Genomic DNA, 22186 nt, shown 5'->3' on the forward strand with positions numbered 1-22186 from the left:
TCGATGGTCGGTAGCGGGAATTGCTGGCCGGATATGACCATGACCCCTACTCGGCGAGCAGGTCGTCCATCCTGCGCAGCATCTCCGGCGAAGCCTCGCGGCTGAAGGCGGGAGCGCCCGGGTCGAAGGCGTGCTCGCCGGGATGACCGTCGAACAAGTGGCAAAGCTCCGGATCGTCGGCAGGGCCAGCACTGGACGGGCAGGGCGCGAGGTCGCCCAGTTCCCGAACGCCGACGGCCCAGCGGAGCCAGACATCGCGTTCCCCGAACGATTGAGCCAGCGACACGTGCGGGCCCGGGTGGCCGGGCTGCAGTGCACACAGGTAGGTGGCGTTGCGATCGTGCGCTGCCATCTCATCAGCTGACAGGCGCGCCCACTCCGCATCGGTGAGCACGTTGAAATGCGGGCACTCGGCTTCGTTGGCCTCCCGTTGCAGGCCAACAGTCAGTGAGCTGGCCAGCGCGGTCACAGTGAAGGCGCGCATGATCGCGTCGTTGACGCGCTCGGCGTCGTCGGCGCTCAGGTCTACCGCGCCGAGCCGGTCGGCCAGCAAGTCGACATGGGTGGCGAAGCGGTGGCAGGCGCCGATCAGCGCGGCCACCGGGTCAACGTCGTCGCGGGGCGGGTCGGCTGCCGTGTCCTGGCCTGTCGTTAACGAAGCTGTCACCAAGTACATTCGAGCGCGTTCGCCCTGGTCAGTAAGCCGTTTGCGGAGGTTCTCGCGGATCTTTCACGGTTCCCGGACGTATCGGATCACGTGCGGTAAGTATTGGTCCGAATCTCGGGGGTTGGTGGTGGCTGACCTGGACCGGTCGACCCCCCTGAGAGAGTCCGAGTGCGATGGCGCGTGTCCTCGACGAAGACGAACTGGTCGGTCACTGGACGCTCCTGGATGAGGAGATGGAGCTCCTGGCAGGGCGTCGAGGGCCGACGAAGCTGGCCTTCGCACTGATGCTGAAGTTTCACCAGCTCCATGGGCGGTTCCCGCGCGGGCGTGGCGAGCTGCCGGACGAGGCGGTCGAGTATGTCGCCGCCGCCGTGAAGGTCCCGGCCTCCGATCTGGCGTTGTACGAGTGGGACGGGCGGACCAGCAAAGCCCACAGGGCGGAACCGCGGGTGGCCAGCACCGGGTAGCCGAGGGTGCGCAGGCGCTCCACGTCGGTACGCACGGTCCGCCCGCTCACCCCGAGGCGCTCGGCGAGTTCGGTGCCGGTCCACTCGCGCGGGGTTTGCAGGAGGGAGAGCAGCCGCAGGAGGCGGGCCGAGGTGTCCAACATTCGTCAAGCATGCCCGACCATTAGGAGCGCTATCGTCCTAATGATCCGGCAGGGTCGACGCCATGACCGAGATCGACACGGCCGAGATCCGTGATTTCCGTATCGATATCCCGCAGGCCGACCTGGACGACCTGACCGAGCGCCTGGCCCGGGTCCGCTGGACCGACGAACTGCCCGGCGCCGGCAACGACTACGGCGTGCCGCTGCCATACGTGCAGAGTCTGGTGCAGCGGTGGCGCGACGGCTACGACTGGCGCGCGTGGGAGGCGAAGCTCAACTCGTACCCGCAGTTCACGACGGGCATCGACGGGCAGAACGTGCACTTCCTGCACGTGCGCTCGCCCGAGCCGGACGCCACGCCGCTGCTGCTCACGCACGGCTGGCCGACCACCGTCGTGGAGTTCCTGGATGTGATCGGCCCGCTGAGCGATCCGCGCGCCCATGACGGCGACCCGGCCGACGCCTTCCACCTGGTGATCCCGTCCATCCCCGGTTTCGGCTTCTCCGGTCCCACCGCCGAGCGGGGCTGGAACCGGTACCGGATCGCCAGGGCGTGGGCCGAGCTGATGTGCCGCCTCGGGTACGAGCGGTACGGCGCGCACGGCAACGACTGCGGCTCGGAGATCTCGCCCGAGGTCGGTCGCTGCGATCCCGGGCACGTCATCGGCGTGCACGTCACCCAGATCTTCTCCTTCCCCTCCGGCGACCCGGCCGAGCTGGCCGGCCTGTCGGAGGAGGACCGGAAGAAGGTCCAGTTCCTGCAGTGGTGGACGGACAACAGCGGCGCCTACGACAAGCTGCAATCCACCGCGCCGCAGACGCTGGCTCATGCGCTGGCCGACTCGCCGGTGGGGCAGCTGGGCTGGAACGTGCAGTTGCTCGGCCCGAACCTCGATGCGGACTATGTGCTGACCAACACCATGATCTACTGGCTGACCAACACCGCCGCGTCGGCCGCGCGCCTGTACTACGAGGACTTCCACGCCACCGACAAGCCGGCCGAACCCACCACCGTGCCGCTCGGGCTGGCGAACTTCGCCTGGGACTTCCAGTCGATCCGCCCGTTCGCCGAACGCGACCACAAGAACATCCTGTCCTGGAACGCCTACGACACGGGCAGCCACTTCGCCGCGCACGACGTACCCGACCTGCTGGTCGACGACATCCGCGGCTTCTTCCGCCAGCTGCGCTGAACCGTGCCGACCGGGTGGTACGTGCGGCGGGCACCCTGCCGCGCGCACCCCTGAATTGAACTTCCAGGAGTACCGTCATGCAGATCCTGACCCGCCGCGCCCTCAACCGCGCCACCCTCGATCGGCAATTGCTCCTGCGCCGCGCCGACCTCACCCCGCTGCAGGCCATTGATCACCTGGTGGGCCTACAGGCGCAGACCCCGCATACCTGGTACGTGGGACTGTGGAGCCGGCTCGCCGCGTGCCGGCCAGAGGATGTCGCGGCGCTGCTCACCCAGCGCCGGGCCGTGCGGATCGCCCTCATGCGCTCGACGATCCACCTCGTCGGCACGGCCGACGCGCTCGCGCTGCGTCCGCTCGTGCAGCCGGTGCTGGACCGCGACCTGTTCGCCAACCACACGCACGGCCGGGCGATGCGCGGGCTGGACACCGGCCAGGTGGTGGCCGCGGGCCGGGAGCTGCTCGACGAGCGGCCCCGCACGCCGGGCGAGCTCGGTCGGCTGCTGGCTCAGCGGTGGCCGGACCGCAACCCGGCGAGCCTGGCCTACGCGGTGCGCAACCTCCTGCCGGTCGTACAGACCCCGCCACGCGGGGTGTGGGGCGCCGGCGGCCGGACCGTCCACGCGCCTCTCGAGTCGTGGGCAGGCGCGCCGCTGCGCGCCGACCACACGATCGACCAGATGGTCCTGCGCTACCTGGCCGCGTTCGGCCCGGCGACCGTACGCGACGTGCAGACCTGGTGCGGCCTGACCCGGCTGGCGGAGGTGCTCGACCGGCTCCGGCCCCGCCTGGTCACGTTCGCGGACGAGAACGGCGCGGAACTGTTCGACCTGCCCGACGCGCCCCGGCCCGATCCGCAGGTCAGTGCGCCCGCCCGGTTCCTGTACGACTTCGACAACCTGCTGCTGTCACACCACGACCGCTCCAGGGTGATCACCGACGGCCTCCGCCGGCAGAACTTCAAACCGCACGGACCCGTCCCTCGCCTGGTGCTCCTCGACGGCTTCACGGCAGCGACTTGGACGTTCGCCACTGCACACGACACGGCGACACTGACCGTGCACCCGTTCGCACCGCTGTCCGCGCGCGACCGCGACGCGTTGACCGTCGAGGGCGGTGGCCTGCTGGACTTCCTCGCTGCCAAAGCGTCACACGAGATCCGCTTCACCGCCCCAGGTCACCGAGACCATAGTGATCCCAGCAGCCGGTAGCCGGAGGAGTCCTCGCTGCCTCGGAACTCGCCCCCCTTGCCATGGCTTGCTCCGCCGCGTCCAGGGCACATCGCAAGGGGGGTTCGGTGGCTGCCCTTAAACCCAGAGAGCTGTTTCATAGGCGTTCGCCTATGAAACAGCCGCCCCGGCCGAAAGTATGCTGGACTTCCGCTGTTTCATAGGTCGGTGCAAACCCTTGGACGGGTGAAACGCACCCATGAAACGATCTCGGAGTGCACGACGACGGCTCGTGCCCGCCCTGGCCAAGGCGCTCAACGCGCCGACCCCGGCACTGCGCAAACCGGGCTCGGCCTGGACGGACTGCTCCGCGCTGCCGCCGGCACCCAGTCATCCGGACACGCCAAGATCGGCTATGCTCGCGCCTCGACGCTGCGACAGTCGCTGGACACTCAGCTCGACTCCCTCAAGGCCGCCGGGGTGACCCGGATCTTCTCCGAGAAGATCTCCACCCGCGCCACGAGGCGGCCCGAACTCGCCACCGTCTTGCGCATGCTGCGCGACCACGACGAACAGGACCAGGCGGAAGACACGGACGTGAGCGTTGAGCCCGTGGCGCGAGCAGGGCAGCGGGCACATCATCCAGATCTCCTCCACCGGCGGTCAGGTCGCTTTGCCGCTTGGCGGCGGGTATCACGCCTCCAGGTTCGCGCTGGAGGTCCTGAGCGACTCCCTCGCGCAGGAGGTCGCCGGCTTCGGCATCAAGGTGACGGTGGTCGAGTCCAGCTTCTACGCCACCGACAGCACCGCCGGGGCCGTCAACTCCGCGGCCGACCCGCTCCATGACGGGGTGCGCGAGAGTTTCGTGAAGTTCGCACAGGGGCTCAACGTCGGGGACCCGGCCGGGGCGCTGCTCGAGGTGGCAGACTCCGACGACCCGCCGCTGCGGGTGTTCGTCGGCACCGAAGGGCTGCGGATGACCCAGCAGGCCCACGCCGAACGGCTCAAGACGTGGGCCGACTGGGAGGAGCTGTCAGCGGCGGCTCACTGACTGCCTGGCCTCCTGACTGTTCGGCCCGGACGCCCCTCGGCGTCCGGGCCGCGGTCAGCCACAGGCCGGTGAATACGGCGCAGGCCAGCGTCACGGCACCCGCCGCGAGGAAGGCGCTGTTGAGGCCGGATTCGAAGGAGGCGCCGCCGGACTCCCGCGTATGGACGATCGCCCCGAGGACCGCCACGCCGAGCACCGCGCCGATCTGCCGGGTGGTGCTGCTGACGCCCGAGGCGAGGCCGCCCTCCTGCGGGCTGACCGCCTGGATGGCGGCCCCGGTCAGCGGCGACATGGTCAGGGCGAACCCGATGCCGACGACCGCCAGCCGCCACCACACGTTCCCGTAGCCGGTATCGGCCTGGACGAAGCCCAGCGCCAGCAGCCCCAGCCCGGCCAGCGCCAGGCCGATGCCGACGACGACGCGGAAGCCGTACCTGGCCGCGAACCGGCCCGCGTACGGGCTGACGATCACCATGGCCAGCGAGGTGGGCAGGGTCCGCAGCCCGGCGACCAGGATCGAAGTGCCCTGGACGTGGACGAAGAACTGGGAGAAGAAGAACGACGACCCCATCAGCGCGAACCCGACCACGACCATCGCCGTGTTGGACACCGTGAACAGCCGCTGACGGAACAGCCGCAGCGGCAGCATCGGCGTCGACACACGACCCTCGACCACGACGAACGCGGCCAGGAGCACCAGTCCGGCGGCGAAGCTGCCCAGGATCACCGGCGAGGTCCAGCCTCGGGAACCGCCCTCGATCAGGCCGTAGGTCACAGCGCCCACGCCCGCGGCGGACAGGACCGTGCCGGGGACGTCGATCGGCGGCGCGCTCGGGTTGCGGGACTCCCCCAGCACGCGCAGCCCGGCCAGCAGCAGGACCGCCCCGATGGGCACGTTGACCAGGAAGATGGCGGGCCAGCCGAAGGCCTCCACCAGGATCCCGCCCGCCAGCGGTCCGGCGGCCAGGCCGATGCCGCTGAACCCGGCCCACAACCCGATCGCTCTGACACGCTCCCTCGGGGCGGGATACGCGGCGGCGAGCAGCGCTAGCGAGGCGGGGCTCAGCGCCGCGGCCCCGACGCCCTGCAGCACCCGCCCCGCGATCAGCCAGCCGATCGAGGGCGCGAGCGAACACACCACCGACGCGGCCGTGAACACCACCACCCCGGCCAGGAACACCCGCCTGCGGCCGAACCGGTCGGCGAAGACGCCGCCCGACAGCAGCAGCATGGCCACCAGCAGCACGTAGGCGTCGACGATCCACTGCAGGCCGGTCAGCCCGGTGTGGAGCCGCTGCTGCATGTCGGGCAGGGCGGCGCCGACGATCGTGTTGTCGAGCAGCACCATGAACTGACCTGCGCAGGTCAGAGTGAGCAACGCTTTCACGCAAATCCCTCCTAAAAGCAGTCAATGACTGCGTTAAGAGAGACTCTAACGCAAGTCGCGACTGCGTTAAGGTGGAGATATGGATGAGCAGGGGCGGGCCAGGCGGCCCGGCGGGCGCAGCGCCCGGGTCCGCGCGGCGGTGCACCAGGCCGTTACCGACCTGGTCAGCGAGCGCGGCTACGGAAACTTCACCGTCGGCGAGGTCGCGGCCCGCGCGGGCGTGGCCGACACCAGCCTCTACCGCCGGTGGGGCAACCTCGAAGCCCTGCTCAGCGATGTGCTGCTGACCCGGCTCAACGCGCAGGCGCCGATGCCTGACACCGGCAGCCTGGCCGGCGACCTGCGCGCCTACGCCGCCATCGTGGCCCGCGAGGTCACCGGACCCGACGGCCTGGCGCTGGTGCGACTGACCATCGCGCTGTCAGGCGAGGGTCAACAGGGCCTTCGGGCGCGCGACGAGCTCCTGGCTGACCGGCGCAGGCAGTTGCAGGCCATGCTCGACCGCGCCCGCGACCGCGGCGAGGACCCGCCCGACGCACTGGGGGTGCTGGACCATCTCCTGGCGCCGATCTACATGCGCGTCCTGTTCGGCGCGGGCCCGCTCACCCCTGACTACCTCGACGGGTTGGTCGACCGGTTGCTCGCCTGATCCAGTCCGGCGCGGGTGTGTGACCGCTCTGCGCGGTCGCCCACCTCGACCGCCACCTCGAGGGCCGCGCCGTACAGCTGTTCGGCCTGGTCGAACTCGCCGAGCGCCAGCGCGACGGCGGCCAGGCGGCCATCGCCGCCGTCCGTGACCTGGCCACCGGCTCAGCTCTGGCGATACCGCTCTGGCGGCGTTCATGGACGAGAACGGGCAGCTGCCGTGAGCCCGCCGCGATGATCCGCCCTCCATCGTTACCCTGGTTGACGGTCTCTTCCCGCAGGTCAGAGCGCGATGACCCCTTCTGTCACGTGAGGCATGTCAGCTGATCTTCACATCATGTTGCGTCGGGGACCGCAGGACGCAGACGTGGATGCCCAGATCGCAGAAGCGCGAGCGACAGGGCGCGGGGATGGGCTGTTCAGCCACGTGCACAAGGCCGCGCACCGCGTTCGGGCCACGTATCCCGCCGTCGGCGTCGTGATGTTGTCGCAGTACTCGGATGCGTTGTTGCACCGACGGGTGGCCGCCGTCCTGTTCCAACTGGGTCCCGGCCGACCGGCCCGGGCGGCCCTGCCGGTCCAATAAGATCATCCGCATCGTAGCCTTACTCCGGGCCGCCGTCGCCAGCTACCGCTTCGGGCGTCCGGCCGCCGTCGCCGTCGCGCTCTACCTGACTGCCGCCGCCGTCGCCGCCGGGTACGACGGCGGGTTTCTGGCCGTAGGACGACGGGGCCCGGCTCCTGCCCGCGGCGATCGGCGTGCTCAACGCGTGGGCGCTGTGGCAGATCCTGCGCGGCCCGACCTCGCCGCGCGCCGGGGCGCTGCCGCGTGATGTGGTGTGGCTGCGGCGCCTGCTCTACGCGGACGTGGCCGGCGACTTGCTGCTCTGGGAACTCCTCGACGACGTGTCCGACGTCGCGAAGTACGCCGCGAGCTGGGCAGTGTGGGCCGCCACCATGTTCCTGCTGGTGCGGGCCCTGGCCGGGGTATCGGCCCGGTTCCGGATCATCGCCCTCGGGCTCGGCCTGACCGGGGTCCTGGCCGCGGCGCTGCGGCCGTTCGCCGAGGTCCTGCTGCCGACGGCGTTGCTCCTGGTGCCGATGGCGACCCTCGGCTGCAAGGCGATGATCATTGCCGGGCAGGGACGCGACGGGCGGTTCAGCGCCGTCACGGTCGCCATCGGCTGGACCGCCCTCCTCCTCCCGCAGCTCTACTCGCTGCTCCAGGCCGGACGGGTGACGTTCGACGGCCTGTCGCTCGCGGTGCACGCGCTCGACGGGCTGATCGTCGTGTGGGCGGCGCGCACCGCGCACGAGCTCGCCGCGCCCGGCCCGGGCGCCGCGACGCCTGGAACCGGGCGGACGCCGCGGCTGCTCGCCGCCGCCGTCGTCGTGCTCGTGCTGCCGATGGCCGTGGTCGGCGCCGAGGCCGCGATGACCTTCCCCTGACCCTCCAGGACATCGACCTGGACAACCGGCGCGCTCCCATCCGCGCCGAGGACGGCGCCGATCCTGGAAAGTGTGCGTGGTCATAGCTGACGCCGACACTCTGACCAGGGAGGTCGACGCGGCCTGCTGCAGCCCACCTCCTGCCGAACCCGTTCGGCCCGCCCGTAGCTTTCAGCAAGAAACCAACGATTAGCTTTGATCTTGGTCTGGCGGGTCATCACCGCGGCGAAGCCGAGGTTGGCGCGGATGACGGTAAAGCTGTTGTCGCGGCTGTGGCACACACGCTTGAATCAGCAGGCCACCACGGCCAGCTGCGGATGAGTCGGAAAGGAGGAGGCGCTTGATGAGTGAAGCGTTCTACTCGCACGCGAGGCTGTACGACCTGATGTTCCCGGGCGGCGGGCCCGCAGTCGACTTCTACCGGGCCGAGGCCAATCGGCAAGGCGGGCGCGTGTTGGAGCTCGGGTGCGGCACCGGGCACAAGCTGATCCCCATCGCGTCCGACGGGCATCCGTGCGTCGGCCTGGACTTCTCGTCAGACATGCTGGCTGAGGCCCAGCGCAAGGCGAACGAGCGCGGTGTGGCGGTGGAATGGACGCAGGGCGACATGCGGGCCTTCGACCTGGGCCGCACATTCGACTTCGTGTTCATCACAGCCAATTCCCTGCTGCATCTGCATGAGGCTGAGGATCTGGTGAGCTGCTTTCGGTCGGTCCGAAGACACCTGGCGCCTGGAGCACGGTTCGTCTTCGATGTGTTCAACCCGAGCATGCGCCTGCTTGCCGAAGCCGATGGCGTGCGGCGCACCCGGGAGTCGTTGTCGTTCATGGATCCTGACCGTGGCAACGTCAGCGTCGATGTCGCTGAGATCTACGCTGCGGCCGCGCAAGTTACACGCGGGACGTGGCACCTCTCGACTGACTCCGAGCCCGACTTCGTCGTCGCACCGCTCGAAATCAGGAGCATCTTCCCGCAGGAGCTGCCGCTGCTCGTCTCGCTCGGCGGCCTTCGGCTCGTCGAGCGCTTCGGCGACTGGTCCGGTCGACCCTTTGCCGTGGACACGCCGCTTCAACTCTGCTTCTGCGAGTCCGCGTGATCGAAGGCGAGAGCACGGTCTCGGTCAAGCAAAACTCGCCCTGGCGAACGACACGCGTCCCGTACCGTCGACAGGCACTTCCACAGCCCGCGTCGTACCGGGGGTGCCGGTAACGAAGCTGCCACTGTGGCCGGAGTAGCTGTGTGTAGTCGCTCGACGAGGGCGTCACGCAGGATGCCCCAGTCCTGGCCTGATCGGCCGGATCGGGGGGCTCCAGGTCTCTGGCGGGAACGGGGGGCGCGTTCCTCAAAACCCCTTGATGTGCTCGCGCGCGGGCTTCGCAACCGGCGAGCCCGGGTACGGCGCAAAGGTGGCGCGGTCGACGTGATCGTGTGGCGTACCGGCACCGCCCGGCTGCTGCCTCGCCTGCTGGAGGGGCGCCGGGCAGGGCCGGTGTTCACCACCGACCGGCGGGCCCGGGTGGAACTGCCGCCGGCCGACATCGACGCGGGCAGCGGGAAGGCGCGGCTGTCGTATCGGCGGGCGGCCGAGCTGTTCGAGGCCGCTACCGGCGGCTGGACGCTGCATCAGCTGCGGCACTCGGCGCTGACCCACGCGGCCGAGGACGGCGCGAACACCTCCACGCTGTTGGCCTACTCCGGGCACACCTCGGTCGCCTCGCTGGCCCGCTACGCCCGGGTCTCGGGTGAAGCGCTCGCACGCTGGCAGGCTGGGCGCGACCCCGCCGCACGCAAGCGGTGAAGCCCGGGGGTAGAGACAACGGCCAGGAGTCGTGTCCAGGCCGCCGTACACCGTCAACCAACGCAAGATCATCAAAGCGGTGCCGCTCTGTACTCTCAACCTTTGTGATCTCTGACGGCCAGGCCATGCGTGACCCGAGCTGCCATGTCGCTACGGGCGGGGTGGCTGTAGCGCGGTTCTGGCTGGGATGACCGAGACGGCGACGGCGAGCAGGAGGCAGATGCCGATGACCGCGCCGATGATCGGCCAGGGAAGGATCATGCTGACGGTCATGCCGATCATGTTGGTCAGCCCTGTGGTGATGCCGACCAGCGCCGTCACGGCCACCGCGATGCCGAGCAGCGCGCCGATCGCGACCACCAGGGTCGACTCCAGGGCGACGGTCCGCAGCACCTGGCCGGTGGTCGCGCCGGAAAGGCGCAGCGTGCGCAGATCGGTGGTCCGGTTGGCGGTGGCCATCAGCAGTGTGTTGGCGATGGAGATGGCGCTGTAGCCCACCGACAGCCCGACCAGGATGAGCACGAAGACCCAGACCAGTTCGTCTTCATGTTCCTCGATGCCGGCCATCCGGTCGGTGACCTTCTCGATGACGGCTCCGGTGTCCGCCGGGACGGCAGTCAGGGTGGGGAGGTAGACGGGCTCGGTCAGTGCTGATGGATCGTGGTCGCGTACAGTCTGGCGGGTCAGCAGGATGTCGGCCGGGGCCTTCTTGAGCACCGCGACCACGGTGAGCCGCAAGCTTCGCCCGTCCTCGAACACCACCGGCGCGGCAGTGCCGACGCGCCAGCCGCGCTCGCGAGCGGTCCACTCGGCCACGGCCATCGTCTGGCCACCTCGCAGGTCCTGCAGGTCTCCGGCGATCACGTCCGCCTTGCTCTTGCCTGCCACGCCGATCGCGCTGAAGGGTCTGTCGCCTGTGTAGACGGTGGTCGGCAGCGTGGAGGAGCCTCCCGCGGCCGAGACCGCGGCATCGGTGAGGCCCGGTGTGTCCTGCGGCGCGAGCACCCACTGCGCCTGGACGGCGGCGGCACGACGCAGCCCGTTGGCCCCGACGTTGGTTTCCACCATGCCGGTGACCAGCACCGCGAAACCGACCGTGACCAGCACCGGCGCCGCTGTCGAGGCGGTGCGCCGCACTGCGGTCAGTGCGCCCTGCCGCACCAGCATGCCGATCGCTGTGCTGCGGACCGGCCACGACACGGCGCGCACGAGCGGCGGGATGACCGCCGGCGCGAGCAGCGAGAGCCCGACGATCAGCGTCCCCGCCGCGTAGAAGGAGTACTGGATCACGCTGTCGGACTCTCCGGCGATGAAGACACCGAGCACCACCCCCACGATGGTGAACAGCGCTCCGAATACCCACCGGCCGGCCGTCATCGGGCGTTCGTCCACTGCGGCCTCGCGCAACGCCTCCAGCGGCGCCACCTTCGCGGCCCGGCGCGAAGCCGCCCATACGCCGAGCTGGGCCACCGCCAGCCCGGCGGCGAAGCATGCGAGCATCGGCCACAGCCGGATCTCCACGGCAAAACTCCGCGGTTGGAATCCCAGATCGACGAGGGTCTGGCCGAAGCCGGGAGCGCACGCCGTACCGACAGCGACTCCGACCGCGGCGGCGGCCACGCCGACCACAGCGCCTCGCCGTGCATCAGGGCACGCATCTGGCGCGGGGTCGCGCCCACCGTCCGCAGCAGCCCCAGCTCCCTGCGCCGCTGTGCGACGCCGAACGCGAAGGTGGAGGCCACGATGAACACAGCCGTGAACGCCACCAGGATCGCCATGCCGCTGAGGATCTGGTAACCGAACCACCGTGTCTGAACGTCTGCCACAGGTTCGGTCGCCGATCTGGCCTCACCGCTCAGGACCAGTCCTTTGGCGCCGACGACGGCTCGGGCCGCACGCTTGATCGCCGCGACGTCTGCACCGGCTTCGGCCACCAGCCCGATGACTCGCACCCCGCCGGTCCGTGCCTGGGCGAAGTAGTAGCCGGGGCCCGCGACCGTGCCGGACACCGAGTAGGACGCCGGTCCGTCGGCGGTGAGTACGGTCACCTGCCGGCCGGGTGCCAGCCCGAGCGCGCGGCTCACGACGACCTCACCGGGGCCGGCCGGGGGCCGGCCCGCGGCCAGCCGGTACGGTGCGAGCGCGGCGCTGGGCCACAGGTATCCCTGGATGTCACCCGCGACGGGCTTGCCGCCGATGACCACCTGGGCGTAGAAGACCCGGTCGGGCACGGCCGCCGCCACCTGCGGGATCCGGCCGAGCCGCTCGGCCAGGGACCGGGCCTGCTCGGGCGACCAGGGCTTGTCCGGGTAGAACAAGCCGTTGACCTCTCCGCCGGTGGAGGGTGTCTTGACCAGGACGGCCGCCCCTGCGTACCGGGCGGGAACCTGAGGTTGGGCGGAGGCGAAGACCAGTCCCGTCATGGACAGGATGCCGACCGCCAGGCCAAGCGCGAGGAAGGTGCCGACCAGGCTGCCCCAACGACCGCGCGTCAGATCCCAGGCCAGGGCGAGTGAACCGCCACCACGCCCCCCGCGGCCTGTCGCGCCCTGGACCTGCCACGCTGTGCGCGGCGCTGCGACATGCTTCTTGGCCCGCTTCAGCATGCCGCTGCCTCCAGGCTCGCCATCCGGGCTGCGATCGTCTCCGGCCCGGGGGTTCCGGTGAGCTCGTCCACCACCCGGCCGTCGGCCAGGAACAGCACCCGGTGGGCGTACGCGGCCGCGACCGGATCGTGCGTCACCATGATCACGGTCTGATTCTGGTGATCTACGATCCCGCGCAGCAGCTTCAGTACGGATCGGGAGGTCGTGGTGTCCAGAGCGCCGGTCGGCTCGTCGGCGAAGATCACCGCGGGCTTGGTGACGAGCGCGCGGGCGATCGCCACGCGCTGCTGCTGGCCGCCGGACAGCTCACTGGGCCGGTGCCTGGCCCGCTCGGCCAGCCCGACCTCGGCCAGCGCCGCACGCACCTGCTCCACGCCGGGCCGGCGCCCCGCCAGGCGGAGTGGGAGGGCGACGTTCTGCTCCGCGGTCAGGGCGGAGACCAGGTTGAAGGATTGGAAGACGAACCCGACCCGCGCGCGGCGCAGCAGCGTCAGCTCGTTCTCCGTCAGCGTGCCGAGGTCAGTGCCGTCGATGACGACTTTGCCGTCGCTGGGCCGGTCCAGCCCGGCGGCGCAGTGCAGCAAGGTGGACTTGCCCGAGCCGGACGGGCCCATCACCGCGGTGAAGGTGCCTGGCGCGAATCCGGTGGTCACGGCGTCCAGCGCTGCCACCGCCTGGTCGCCGGAGCCGTACACCCTGCTCACCGACCACAACTGGACCATATCTGTCGATATCATGCCTCAATCCAACCGGCGCGGGGATCTTGGCACATGGGCGCTGAGGCGAGAAACGCCGGTAGACCCAGCACTACCTCCGGTCCAACACGATCGCCGCAGCCAACGGCCGGCTCATCACGGCCCAGGCGCGGATGCCGATCGTCGCGCACTGGGGCGATGGCCTGCTGGCCTCGGTGGACGGGCTGCGGGTCGTGGTCCCCAAGCGCACGATCAGCGTGAGGCCTTCGCCGAAGTACTACCACTTCAAGCGCGGGATCACCTGGCTCAACGCGGTCAACGAGCAGGTCGCCGGGATCGGGCAGATGGTCGTGCCGGGCACCCCGCGCGACTCGCTGCACATCCTGGACACCCTGCTGAACCTGGACGCCGGTGGACGGGCTGCGGGTCGTGGTCCCCAAGCGCACGATCAGCGTGAGGCCTTCGCCGAAGTACTACCACTTCAAGCGCGGGATCACCTGGCTCAACGCGGTCAACGAGCAGGTCGCCGGGATCGGGCAGATGGTCGTGCCGGGCACCCCGCGCGACTCGCTGCACATCCTGGACACCCTGCTGAACCTGGACGCCGGCGCGCGGCCGGAGATGGTCGCCACCGACAACGCCTCGTACTCCGACATGGTGTTCGGGCTGTTCTCGCTGCCCGGCTACAACTTCTCGCCCCGCTTCCGGGACCTGGCCGATCAGCGGTTCTGGCGGGCCGAGCTGCCCGGGGTGGCCACCGGCGGGTACGGGCCGCTGGAGCCGCTGGCGAGGAAGGCGTCGGCGGCCGCGGCGAGGCTGACGTGCCCGCCGCGCGGGGCAGTGACCTTCGGCGCGGCGCTCATGCAGGCCACCGGGCGGCGATCGCTGCGCCGGCGAGGGTGATGTACCGGATGACATGCCGGAGTCGCGCACCGCCCCGGTGAGGAGTTCTCCTGGTCGCCGCGCCGCCGTGATCGCTCATGTACATGAGGGGGTTGTGCTGTAAGGGGTAATGACAGGGACCCTCTCCAGCCCTGATCGGGCGTCACACCCTTCCTATGCTGGGGTTATGGACAATCGGGCCGAAGTCACCGCCTTCCTGAAGTCCCGCCGCGACAAGATCACGCCTGAGCAGGCGGGTCTGCCCGCCTACGGGCAGCGGCGGGTGTCCGGGCTGCGCCGGGGTGAGGTCGCGATGCTGGCCGGGGTGAGCGTTGAGTACTACACGCGGCTGGAGCGTGGCAATCTCGGCGGGGTCTCCGACAGCGTCCTGGACGCCCTCGCCCAGGCCCTGCGGCTGGACGACATCGAGCGGGACCACCTGTATGCCCTGGCCCGCGCGGCCAACGCCCGCCCGGCGCGGGCGCGACGCCGCCCTGCCGGGGCCGCTGTGCGGGCCAGCGTGCTGCGCATCATCGAGGGCCTGCACGACCAGCCGGCGTACGTGCGCAACAACCGCATGGACATCCTGGCGGCCAACCCGCTGGCCCGCGCCCTGCACTGTGAGTGCTTCGAGCAGGAGCCGGCCAACACCTGCCGGTTCGTCTTCCTCGACCCCCGCGCCGCCCGGCTGTACCCCGACTGGGAACGGGTGGCCCGCGACGGCGTCGGGGTGCTGCGGGTCGAGGCCGCCAAGAACCCCTACGACCGTGAGCTGTCGAACCTGATCGGAGAGCTGTCCACCCGCAGCGACGCCTTCCGCACCCTGTGGGGCGCGCACGACGTGCACGTCTTCACCGAGGGAACCAAGCGGTTCCACCACCCGGTGGTGGGCGAGATGGAGCTGACGCACGAGTCGCTGGACCTGCCCGGCGACGATGGGCTGTCCATCACCGTCTACAGCGCCGACCCCGGCACCCCGGCCGCCGACGCCCTGAAACTCCTGGCCAGCTGGGCAGCCACCCAGGACCATGACGAGGCCGCGGCGCAGGCTGACACCGAGAGCTGACGCCAGGCACCGTCCGTCCGGCCCTCGGCCTGCAGCCGGGCCCAAGCCCACTGGCCCGACGCCAAGGAATGTACGCGCGTGTTTACAGCCGGCGCGCGAGACATGTCGTTCCCATGCCTGCTCCGCCACCGTACTGTCCGTGCGCCGTACCACAGCCGACGGTGATTGTCTTCGTTCCCCGGTGCGCGGCGCGTTTCCCGCAGGAGGGGGTCCCTGCTGTTACCCCTCACAAGCGTGACTGTCTGCCGGGCTCGGCTGCTGGTTTCGTGTATTGAGGGCGGGCCTGAAGGGCGCCTCCCGCACAACCCTCGGCGCGCATGCCGCTTGCCGGAACGCCTTCGGATGACCAGGGCCCGCGCCACCCTCTCTTGAAAGGATCGTCAGTGAGTTCCCCTTCATCCACGAAGCCGGTCACCTCGGCCGCCGTGCGATACCGCACACTCGGCAGTTCGGACCTGCAGATCTCGGAGATCTCGCTCGGGTCCTGGCTCACCTACTCCGGCGGCGTCGAGGCGGACGCCACCCGCGCCTGCACCGAGGCGGCCTTCGAGGTGGGCATCAACTTCTTCGACACCGCCAACGTCTACGGCCAAGGAGCCGCCGAAACCGCGTGGGGCGAGATCCTCTCGGCCCACCCCCGCGACTCCTACATCCTGGCCACCAAGGTGTGGGGCCAGATGTCGGACGACTCGGCCGATCAGGGACTGTCTCCGGCGCAGATCGCCAAGCAGATCGACGCCTCCCTCACCCGCCTGAAGACCGACTACGTCGACCTGTACCAGGCGCACCGCTTCGACCCCTCCGTGGCGATCGAGGACACCATCGAGGCGTTCCAGAAGGTCGTCGAACAGGGCAAGGCCCGCTACCTCGGCTTCAGCGAGTGGACCCCCGAGCAGATCCAGGCCGCCATCGACCTGGCCGGCCCCGAGCTGTTCGTCTCCTCCCAGCCGCAGTACTCCATGCTGTGGCAGGCCCCCGAGGCGGAGGTCTTCGGCCTGTGCGCGGCCAACGGCATCTCCCAGATCGTCTGGTCACCGCTCGCCCAGGGCGTCCTGACCGGCAAGTACAAGCCGGGACGGCCCGTCCCGGAAGGCAGCCGGTTCGCCAGCGCCACGATGGCGGTCTCCCAGGACCTCGTCTACAGCGACGCGACCCTCGAAGCGGTCCAGCGTCTCCTCCCTATCGCCGAGCAGGCCGGGATGAGCATGGCCACCCTGGCGTTGGCCTGGGTGCTGCGCCGCGGTGAGGTCGCCTCCGCGATCATCGGTGCCTCCCGTCCCGAGCAAGTGCACGCCAACGCCGCCGCCTCCGGCGTGGAGCTCTCCGACGACCTGCTGGCGGCCATCGACCAGGCGCTCGGCGACGTCCCCGTCGCGGAACCGACCCTCGCCCCCGCCGCCCTGCCCGGCGTCAAGCACCGCTGAACGTGCACCGCACCGTCGTCGGATGCGGTGTCACCTGACGCGGTGACACCAGTACCGACGGCCGTACTCGCGCTCACCACCAACCAGCAAGGGAACTCTCACCCATGACCGCACAAATTCCCCAGGTCACCCTCAACAACGGGGTACGGATGCCGATACTCGGCTTCGGCGTCTTCCAGATCCCGTCCGAGCAGACCGAGCAGGCCGTCACCGACGCGCTGGCCGCCGGCTACCGCCTCATCGACACCGCCGCCGCCTACCAGAACGAGGAGGCCGTCGGCCGTGCCATCGCCGCCAGCGGCATCCCCCGCGAGGAACTGTTCGTGACCACCAAGTTGTGGATCTCCGACGCCGGCGAACAGGCCGCCAAGCGCGCCTTCGACACCTCACTGGCCAAGCTCGGCCTGGACTACCTTGACCTGTATCTGATCCACCAGCCCTTCGGCGATGTCTACGGCTCCTGGCGAGCCCTGCAGGACCTCAACCGGCAAGGGCGCGCGCGGGCCATCGGAGTGTCCAACTTCTACCCAGATCGGCTCGTGGACCTGATCGACCACAACGAGATCACGCCCGCGGTCAACCAGATCGAGACCCACCCGTTCTTCCAGCGCACGACCGATCAAGACATGATGCGCAAGCGCGGCGTCCAGCTCGAATCCTGGGGCCCCCTCGGCCAGGGCCGGGACGACCTGTTCACCAACCCCATCCTCACCCGGATCGCCACCGCACACGGCAAGACCGTGCCCCAGATCGTCCTGCGCTGGCTCATCCAGCGCGACATCGTGGTCATACCGAAGACGATGCGACCCGACCGCATGGCCGAGAACATCGACGTCTTCGGCTTCCAGCTCACCGGCGACGACATGACCCGCATCGCCACTCTGGACACCGGCGCCAGCAGCGCCTTCGACCACCACGACCCCGAATCCGTCAGCTGGCTGGGCAACCTCCGCCTCACCTGATCCGTACAGCGCCGAGGAGGATCTTCCACACGGTGGTCAAGCCGCCTCGGCGCTGTTCGTACGCGGTAGCCGCGGCAGTGGTCGTTGAGAGGGCGGTGAGGCCATGGTCAGCCTGCTGTCGGCTCGGCGAGCCGGGCCTCCAGATCGGCGATCATCTGGGACAGCAGGCTGTTGTTCTCCTGCCGGCCCGCGGGCGAATGCCCCTGCCGGGAGCCGATTCGGCCGGCCGGTCAGGCGTTGAAGACGGCCTCGGAGCGGTCGCGGTTTTCGTGCAGGTCCCAGTACAGGGGGGGGCGATCTGCTCGGGTCTGGCTGTCGGGATGCCTTCCGGGCCGCCCCGCCGATCCAGACGTTGATCGCCGCCCAGCTGCTCAGCGAGGTAGTCCACGACCTCGGCAGGGATGGCGAGGGTCGGGGAGAAACCGCCGCAAGAACCGGACCACACCGAGCTGGACAGCGGATCCGAGCCGATTGTGATCTCTGCGCTTGGAATCGATCACCTCACGGTCGGCGTCATCGAGGAAGAAGTATTTCTCCAGCTGAACGCGCGTGGGCGGCCCCTGAAACGAGGCAAACCCCGCAGCCTGCTCATCGGACATGAACTCGACCGGCACCGTGAACCTCCCACAGGTCTACGACAAGACCCTCGAAGGCTTCGGGTAGCGATCATCGGCGGTCAAACCGATGCTCACCAGGACAAACGCTTAGCGCACGATCCGGTTCCAATGTTCCTCAGACCCCGATGCGCCGCCCAGGGGTGGGCGGTTCGATCCGTTCCTTGAGGAGTTCCTCCCGCACCCGCTCGGGCCGTCGCTCGGCGGTGCGCGACGTTCTCGCCGGCCACACCGTCACCTTCGTCGCGTCCGCGGCTGTGCAGGGGCGAAAGCCGAGGTGCATGCGGATCTGATTGCGGCGGTACTCGATCATGGAGCCGGATCACTCCTAGAACCCGAGCTGCGAGGCAGGCACCCGGACCTGCTTCGCCACGTGCTCGAGAACATCGTCGGGCAGCTCCGCGCCTTGCCGGCGACGAGGTCGCGCTCTTCGTCCAGTGCTCGACCAGCTCGTCGATATGCATCGGGGAGTGTCATGTCTGCCCAGCACTGACCAGGCAAGGCTCAACAAGCCGGGCTCAATGCCGTTTGGGGTCATGACACGTTTCTCACCGGCACCCCGTCAACGGAAAACGGGGCTAGGACGAGGAACGCAGTTCTGCAGCCACCGCCCGCTCCCGCAACTGCGCCGCCTCCGCCCGTACCGTCTCCAGCTCAGCCCGCATGTCCTCGAGCCGTATCCGCTCCAACCTCAACTCCCCCAGCAACCGATCCCGCTCCTTCGCCGCGGCCTCAGCCCGCGACTTCTCCCGGGACACCTGCTTCCGCTCCCGGGACAGCGCCGCCGAGGACTCCGCCGCCTTCTCCTCCAACCGCGCCACCTCCGCCGCCGCCTGCACGGCATCCTTGAGCGCCACCGCTCGATCCCGCTCCGCCTCGGCCGCCGCCCGCTCAGCCGTGACGGCCCGTTCCACTGCCCGATCCCGTTCCTGCGCCGCCGCCTCGGCGCGAGCCTTTGCCCCGGCCACCTCCCGCTCGGCCTGCTCGCGCGCCCGCACAGCCGCCGCCGTCTCGTCCCGGGCCCGGTCCCGTTCCTGTCGCGCCTGGCCGGCGTCCTCTTCCGCCTGTACGGCCTGCGCCCGGGCCTCGGCGGTACGCCGCTCCGCCAGCTCAACTCGCTCGGCCAGCTCCTGAACGGCCTGATCCCTGGCCTGCTCCGTCAACTCGACCCGGTGCAGCGCCTCCTCGGCCCGCCGCTCGGCCGCCTCCGCGCGCCGCTGCGCCTCCTCGGTTGTCTGCAACGCCTGCCGTTCGGTGCTGGCCGCCTCCCGCAACGCGGCCAGCGCCTGCTCCCGCGCTCGCTCGGCATCCCCCAGGGCCGTCTCCCGCTCGCTTTCCGCCTCCTCGAGCCGCGCCCGCATCTCGGCCGTCTGCCTGCGAGCGTGCTCGGTGGCCTCGCGCGCCAGCCGTACCTGCTCGAATGCCTGCTCCCGCTCGGTGCGCGCGATCGCGACCCGCGTGTGCGCCTCGGCCTGCACCGCGCTCAGCTTGGCCTCAACCCCCGCCGGGCTCAGCTCCTCGGCCAGCGCTCGCGCCAGCGGCTCGATGGCCGCGGCCAGCCCGCTCTCCATCCGGTCGTACAACTGCTCGGCCCTGGCCAGCGCCCCCTCCAGCCCCGGCGTGGCCCTCCGCAACTCCCGCTCCCGCTTGGCCGCCGCCTGACAGTCCTTCTCGGGACAGTACGCCTTGGGCCGCCCTCTCCCCCGCCGCTGCTCGATCGGCGCTCCACAGTGCTTACAGGGCGTCACCACGCTGGTCTTTGCAGTCACGGCGACAGCATACCATTTTCGATTTTCTAGAAAATAGAAATCGAAAATGATGGTTCGTTGCGCCAGCAGGTTGCCTCGATAACTTGCGAGAAGGCAACATTCCCGCAAGTTATTGCGGATTGCCACGAAGTTGTCCTGGGGTAATGCCATGAGGTGTCAGTGCAAGTGCCACGAGGTGTCAGCAAGATCATTTGAGTAAGGCCGCCAAGCGCGGCGCCCCCCAAGCTCCTGACGCTATTTTTGCAGGTCAGTGCCCATGCGTGGGCGGAAGCTGCGGCGGATACCTGGCCGTGTCTTCATCCCCTACGTTCAGCGCCTTGTGAGCGTTGACACTACGGTTATGTGGCGCTTCGAGAGCGGTATCCATGCGAAGGACGCCCCACGCGACTGACAAGCGGTGGCAATGTTGCCATGGACTGCCAGGGCCGCGGGGCGAGTGACCTGCTGTTATGCCACAAGATGTCAGCAGAGAATGCAGTGAATGTCAGCGCGGATCCTTCGGGGAGCCCGCATGTAAGCGTGGAGTTCATGAGCCCCGGGCCTCGCCTCTGTCTCATGCGTCCCGGGGCACGGCCATGTTCACGAGCCCAGGGGCTGTGCCGTCAAAGATCCGCGTCGCCCAATGTCATAGATCCGCGTCCCCACTGCCATAGTCCTGCGCGATCGCTATTGCTGGAATGACGGCCAGGATTGACGCGGCCTCGCCGCATTCCGGGGCACCACTCCCATGTCGTCGACCACCAGATGGTGTCGCTACGCCGATCCGCAGTGTGACCAGGGGTTCGGGCCTGCGCAGGTACACGGCCTGGATGCACGCAGAGCGTTCGTGGCCGCGGCCGCCTCACACCCCTCGAGCAGCAATCACCATGTCGCGCCACGTGTCTTGGCAGGCCTTTACCGACTCGCTGGTAGCGTTCCTTTCGATTCCCCTACTTGCTTCGGTGGGTAGGTGCGGGCCTCGCCCATGGGCGGGGCCTTTGCGTTGTCACCGCATCCCCGGCGGGCGCGTTGCCGAATGCCTCGATACGGGCCTTTCCTGGTCGTCCGGATAGGCCTTTGGGCAGTTAAAGACCGACGTTGCGCATGGCGTTGTCGCGCCAGCGGTCGACGGCGCGGATGTAGCGCAGCACGACCGGTGAGGCGGGGGCCCAGCGGCCGTGCTTGGCGATGACGGCGACCGGGACGCCGGCGGCGTAGGCCACGGTGGCGCCGCCGGCGCGCAGGCTGTGCGCGGTAACGGTCCCGGCGGAGGGCACGCCGGCGCGAACGGCGAGGTCGCGGACGATGACGTTGACCGCGTCGGCGCCGAGCGAGGGGCCGAGACGGCCGTGCCGGTTGATCCGGCGCAGCAGCCGCCCGCCGTCCTGTCCGGCCTGGTCGAGGACGTGCAGCCAGTCGCGCCAGGCGGCGACCGGGTCGGTGAGCGGGTGGCTGCCGCGGGGGATGGCGATGGTCTCGCCGGCCGAGTCCTTGTCGGTCTTGGAGGTGCGGATGGCCACTTCCAGGCCGTCGGCGACCTCCCGCACGTCCTCCCGCTGCAGGGCGACGAGCTCGCTGCGGCGGCCCATCAGCGCCAGGCCGAGCACGAGCAGCAGCCGGTCGCGGCGCCCGATCGGCGTGGCCAGGTCGCAGGCGGCGACCATGGCGCGCAGCGCGTCGATGGTGATGGGCGGGGCCTCGCGCTGGGCGCGGCCGCCGGCCTCGGCGCGCTGGCGTTTGTAGGCGCGCAGGGCCAGGCGGGCGGATTCGGTGGCGGGTCGTCCGGTGTGGCCGGCCAGCCGGTGCATGGTGCGCACGGCGGCGATGGCCTGCTCGATGCTGGCCGGGGCCTGGCCGGCCTCGCACAGCTGGGAGGTGTATTCGGCCAGGGTGTGGGCGGTGGCGGGCAGGCTGATGCGGCCGTGCTGGGCGCACCAGGCGGTGAAGGTGGCCCACTGCCGGGCGTAGGCGCGGCGGGTGTTAGCCGGGACGCCGTCGGCGATCCGGGCCTGGGTGCGGGCGCTGAGCGTGTAGTCGGCCGAGGTGTGCGCCCCGGTATTTTCTGGAAGCGCGTAAATCGGCGGCCGCTCCCCCGTCGCCGGTGCCGGCAGCGTCTCGTGTTCGTCGCGCACGCCCGTCTCCCGCCCGCTCCCACGCCCGCCCGGCACCGGTCCAGTGCCGCGATTCTGACTCGCGATAAGGAAGGTTATCACGGGTCAG

At 69.7% G+C, this 22186-nt stretch carries 22 protein-coding genes and 3 pseudogenes; 14 read left to right on the plus strand and 11 right to left on the minus strand.

Features of this window, described 5'->3' with window-relative positions; translation table 11 throughout:
* Positions 1 to 46 precede the first annotated feature (46 nt).
* Entirely contained in the window at positions 47 to 601 is a 555-nt protein-coding gene (locus tag ACIBVN_RS46535; protein WP_397146845.1) for a hypothetical protein, read from the minus strand.
* A 299-nt stretch (positions 602 to 900) separates the two neighbouring features.
* Here ACIBVN_RS46535 and ACIBVN_RS46540 point away from each other — a divergent pair, with 299 nt between their 5' ends.
* Complete coding sequence (locus ACIBVN_RS46540; RefSeq protein ID WP_397146899.1) at positions 901 to 1134, plus strand: DUF4158 domain-containing protein; 234 nt, start codon at positions 901 to 903, stop codon at positions 1132 to 1134.
* Here ACIBVN_RS46540 and ACIBVN_RS46545 read toward each other — a convergent pair.
* Positions 1107 to 1277, minus strand: a pseudogene (locus ACIBVN_RS46545) (helix-turn-helix domain-containing protein); the annotation flags it as partial. The gene ACIBVN_RS46540 and the pseudogene ACIBVN_RS46545 sit on opposite strands and share 28 nt — an antisense overlap.
* Before the next feature lie 62 nt (positions 1278 to 1339).
* On the opposite strand from ACIBVN_RS46545, the gene ACIBVN_RS46550 reads away from it, so the two are divergent.
* The 4 genes and pseudogenes from ACIBVN_RS46550 to ACIBVN_RS46565 all read left to right on the plus strand — a co-directional run bounded on the left by ACIBVN_RS46550 (position 1340) and on the right by ACIBVN_RS46565 (position 4690).
* Positions 1340 to 2470 carry an epoxide hydrolase family protein gene (locus ACIBVN_RS46550; protein ID WP_397146847.1) on the plus strand — a complete coding sequence of 377 codons (1131 nt, stop codon included), beginning with the start codon at positions 1340 to 1342 and terminating at the stop codon, positions 2468 to 2470.
* A 77-nt stretch (positions 2471 to 2547) separates the two neighbouring features.
* Positions 2548 to 3681: a winged helix DNA-binding domain-containing protein gene (locus ACIBVN_RS46555; RefSeq protein ID WP_397146848.1), complete on the plus strand. Its 1134-nt coding sequence runs from the start codon at positions 2548 to 2550 to the stop codon at positions 3679 to 3681.
* Between the two features lie 204 nt (positions 3682 to 3885).
* A pseudogene (locus tag ACIBVN_RS46560) lies at positions 3886 to 4146 on the plus strand (hypothetical protein); the annotation flags it as partial.
* A 97-nt stretch (positions 4147 to 4243) separates the two neighbouring features.
* Complete coding sequence (locus ACIBVN_RS46565) at positions 4244 to 4690, plus strand: SDR family NAD(P)-dependent oxidoreductase (protein WP_397146850.1); 447 nt, start codon at positions 4244 to 4246, stop codon at positions 4688 to 4690.
* Here the strand turns inward: ACIBVN_RS46565 and ACIBVN_RS46570 are convergent.
* Positions 4644 to 6077 carry a DHA2 family efflux MFS transporter permease subunit gene (locus tag ACIBVN_RS46570; RefSeq protein WP_397146851.1) on the minus strand — a complete coding sequence of 478 codons (1434 nt, stop codon included), beginning with the start codon at positions 6075 to 6077 and terminating at the stop codon, positions 4644 to 4646. The genes ACIBVN_RS46565 and ACIBVN_RS46570 overlap by 47 nt on opposite strands.
* Before the next feature lie 79 nt (positions 6078 to 6156).
* Between ACIBVN_RS46570 and ACIBVN_RS46575 the strand changes: the two genes are divergently transcribed.
* Positions 6157 to 6726, plus strand: a complete 570-nt coding sequence (locus tag ACIBVN_RS46575; protein ID WP_397146853.1) for a TetR/AcrR family transcriptional regulator — start codon at positions 6157 to 6159, stop codon at positions 6724 to 6726.
* A gap of 601 nt (positions 6727 to 7327) precedes the next feature.
* Here the strand turns inward: ACIBVN_RS46575 and ACIBVN_RS46580 are convergent.
* Complete coding sequence (locus ACIBVN_RS46580; RefSeq protein WP_397146855.1) at positions 7328 to 7489, minus strand: hypothetical protein; 162 nt, start codon at positions 7487 to 7489, stop codon at positions 7328 to 7330.
* Here ACIBVN_RS46580 and ACIBVN_RS46585 point away from each other — a divergent pair.
* From ACIBVN_RS46585 to ACIBVN_RS46595, 3 genes are all read left to right on the plus strand, one after another.
* Positions 7482 to 8171 carry a hypothetical protein gene (locus ACIBVN_RS46585; RefSeq protein ID WP_397146857.1) on the plus strand — a complete coding sequence of 230 codons (690 nt, stop codon included), beginning with the start codon at positions 7482 to 7484 and terminating at the stop codon, positions 8169 to 8171. The two genes, ACIBVN_RS46580 and ACIBVN_RS46585, sit on opposite strands and share 8 nt — an antisense overlap.
* A 343-nt stretch (positions 8172 to 8514) precedes the next feature.
* Positions 8515 to 9267, plus strand: a complete 753-nt coding sequence (locus tag ACIBVN_RS46590) for a class I SAM-dependent methyltransferase (RefSeq protein ID WP_397146859.1) — start codon at positions 8515 to 8517, stop codon at positions 9265 to 9267.
* A gap of 324 nt (positions 9268 to 9591) precedes the next feature.
* Entirely contained in the window at positions 9592 to 9969 is a 378-nt protein-coding gene (locus ACIBVN_RS46595) for a tyrosine-type recombinase/integrase (RefSeq protein ID WP_397146861.1), read from the plus strand.
* Between the two features lie 150 nt (positions 9970 to 10119).
* Here ACIBVN_RS46595 and ACIBVN_RS46600 read toward each other — a convergent pair whose 3' ends face one another.
* From ACIBVN_RS46600 to ACIBVN_RS46610, 3 genes are read right to left on the minus strand one after another with little or no spacing between them, the layout of a single operon-like run.
* Complete coding sequence (locus ACIBVN_RS46600) at positions 10120 to 11346, minus strand: ABC transporter permease (protein ID WP_397146901.1); 1227 nt, start codon at positions 11344 to 11346, stop codon at positions 10120 to 10122.
* On the minus strand, positions 11343 to 12575 hold the full coding sequence (locus ACIBVN_RS46605) for an ABC transporter permease (protein WP_397146863.1): 1233 nt from the start codon (positions 12573 to 12575) through the stop codon (positions 11343 to 11345). The genes ACIBVN_RS46600 and ACIBVN_RS46605 overlap by 4 nt, the downstream gene beginning before the upstream one ends.
* Entirely contained in the window at positions 12569 to 13312 is a 744-nt protein-coding gene (locus ACIBVN_RS46610) for an ABC transporter ATP-binding protein (protein ID WP_397146865.1), read from the minus strand. Before ACIBVN_RS46610 ends, ACIBVN_RS46605 begins: the two co-directional genes overlap by 7 nt.
* Positions 13313 to 13380: 68 nt before the next feature.
* On the opposite strand from ACIBVN_RS46610, the pseudogene ACIBVN_RS46615 reads away from it, so the two are divergent.
* From ACIBVN_RS46615 to ACIBVN_RS46635, 5 genes and pseudogenes are all read left to right on the plus strand, one after another.
* A pseudogene (locus ACIBVN_RS46615) lies at positions 13381 to 13551 on the plus strand (Tn3 family transposase); the annotation flags it as partial.
* Between the two features lie 130 nt (positions 13552 to 13681).
* Positions 13682 to 14173 (plus strand): Tn3 family transposase, encoded by a 492-nt coding sequence (locus tag ACIBVN_RS46620; RefSeq protein WP_397146867.1) that lies wholly within the window; start codon positions 13682 to 13684, stop codon positions 14171 to 14173.
* 166 nt (positions 14174 to 14339) lie between these two features.
* Positions 14340 to 15218, plus strand: a complete 879-nt coding sequence (locus ACIBVN_RS46625) for a helix-turn-helix transcriptional regulator (RefSeq protein ID WP_397146869.1) — start codon at positions 14340 to 14342, stop codon at positions 15216 to 15218.
* 383 nt (positions 15219 to 15601) lie between these two features.
* Positions 15602 to 16642 carry an aldo/keto reductase family protein gene (locus ACIBVN_RS46630; protein ID WP_397146871.1) on the plus strand — a complete coding sequence of 347 codons (1041 nt, stop codon included), beginning with the start codon at positions 15602 to 15604 and terminating at the stop codon, positions 16640 to 16642.
* A 116-nt stretch (positions 16643 to 16758) separates the two neighbouring features.
* Positions 16759 to 17604 carry an aldo/keto reductase gene (locus tag ACIBVN_RS46635; protein ID WP_397146903.1) on the plus strand — a complete coding sequence of 282 codons (846 nt, stop codon included), beginning with the start codon at positions 16759 to 16761 and terminating at the stop codon, positions 17602 to 17604.
* A 371-nt stretch (positions 17605 to 17975) separates the two neighbouring features.
* Here the strand turns inward: ACIBVN_RS46635 and ACIBVN_RS46640 are convergent, their stop codons facing one another.
* From ACIBVN_RS46640 to ACIBVN_RS46655, 4 genes are all read right to left on the minus strand, one after another.
* Positions 17976 to 18203: a DUF4158 domain-containing protein gene (locus ACIBVN_RS46640; RefSeq protein ID WP_397146905.1), complete on the minus strand. Its 228-nt coding sequence runs from the start codon at positions 18201 to 18203 to the stop codon at positions 17976 to 17978.
* A gap of 133 nt (positions 18204 to 18336) precedes the next feature.
* Positions 18337 to 18531, minus strand: a complete 195-nt coding sequence (locus tag ACIBVN_RS46645) for a hypothetical protein (protein ID WP_397146873.1) — start codon at positions 18529 to 18531, stop codon at positions 18337 to 18339.
* Positions 18532 to 18796: 265 nt separating this feature from the next.
* Positions 18797 to 19987, minus strand: a complete 1191-nt coding sequence (locus ACIBVN_RS46650) for a hypothetical protein (RefSeq protein ID WP_397146875.1) — start codon at positions 19985 to 19987, stop codon at positions 18797 to 18799.
* Positions 19988 to 21051: 1064 nt separating this feature from the next.
* The gene (locus ACIBVN_RS46655; protein ID WP_397146877.1) at positions 21052 to 22098 is read right to left on the minus strand and encodes a site-specific integrase; all 1047 of its coding nucleotides are present in this window, start codon (positions 22096 to 22098) and stop codon (positions 21052 to 21054) included.
* Positions 22099 to 22186: the final 88 nt, after the last annotated feature.

It is taken from the genome of Nonomuraea sp. NPDC049400, assembly GCF_044466425.1.
Lineage (GTDB): Bacteria > Actinomycetota > Actinomycetes > Streptosporangiales > Streptosporangiaceae > Nonomuraea.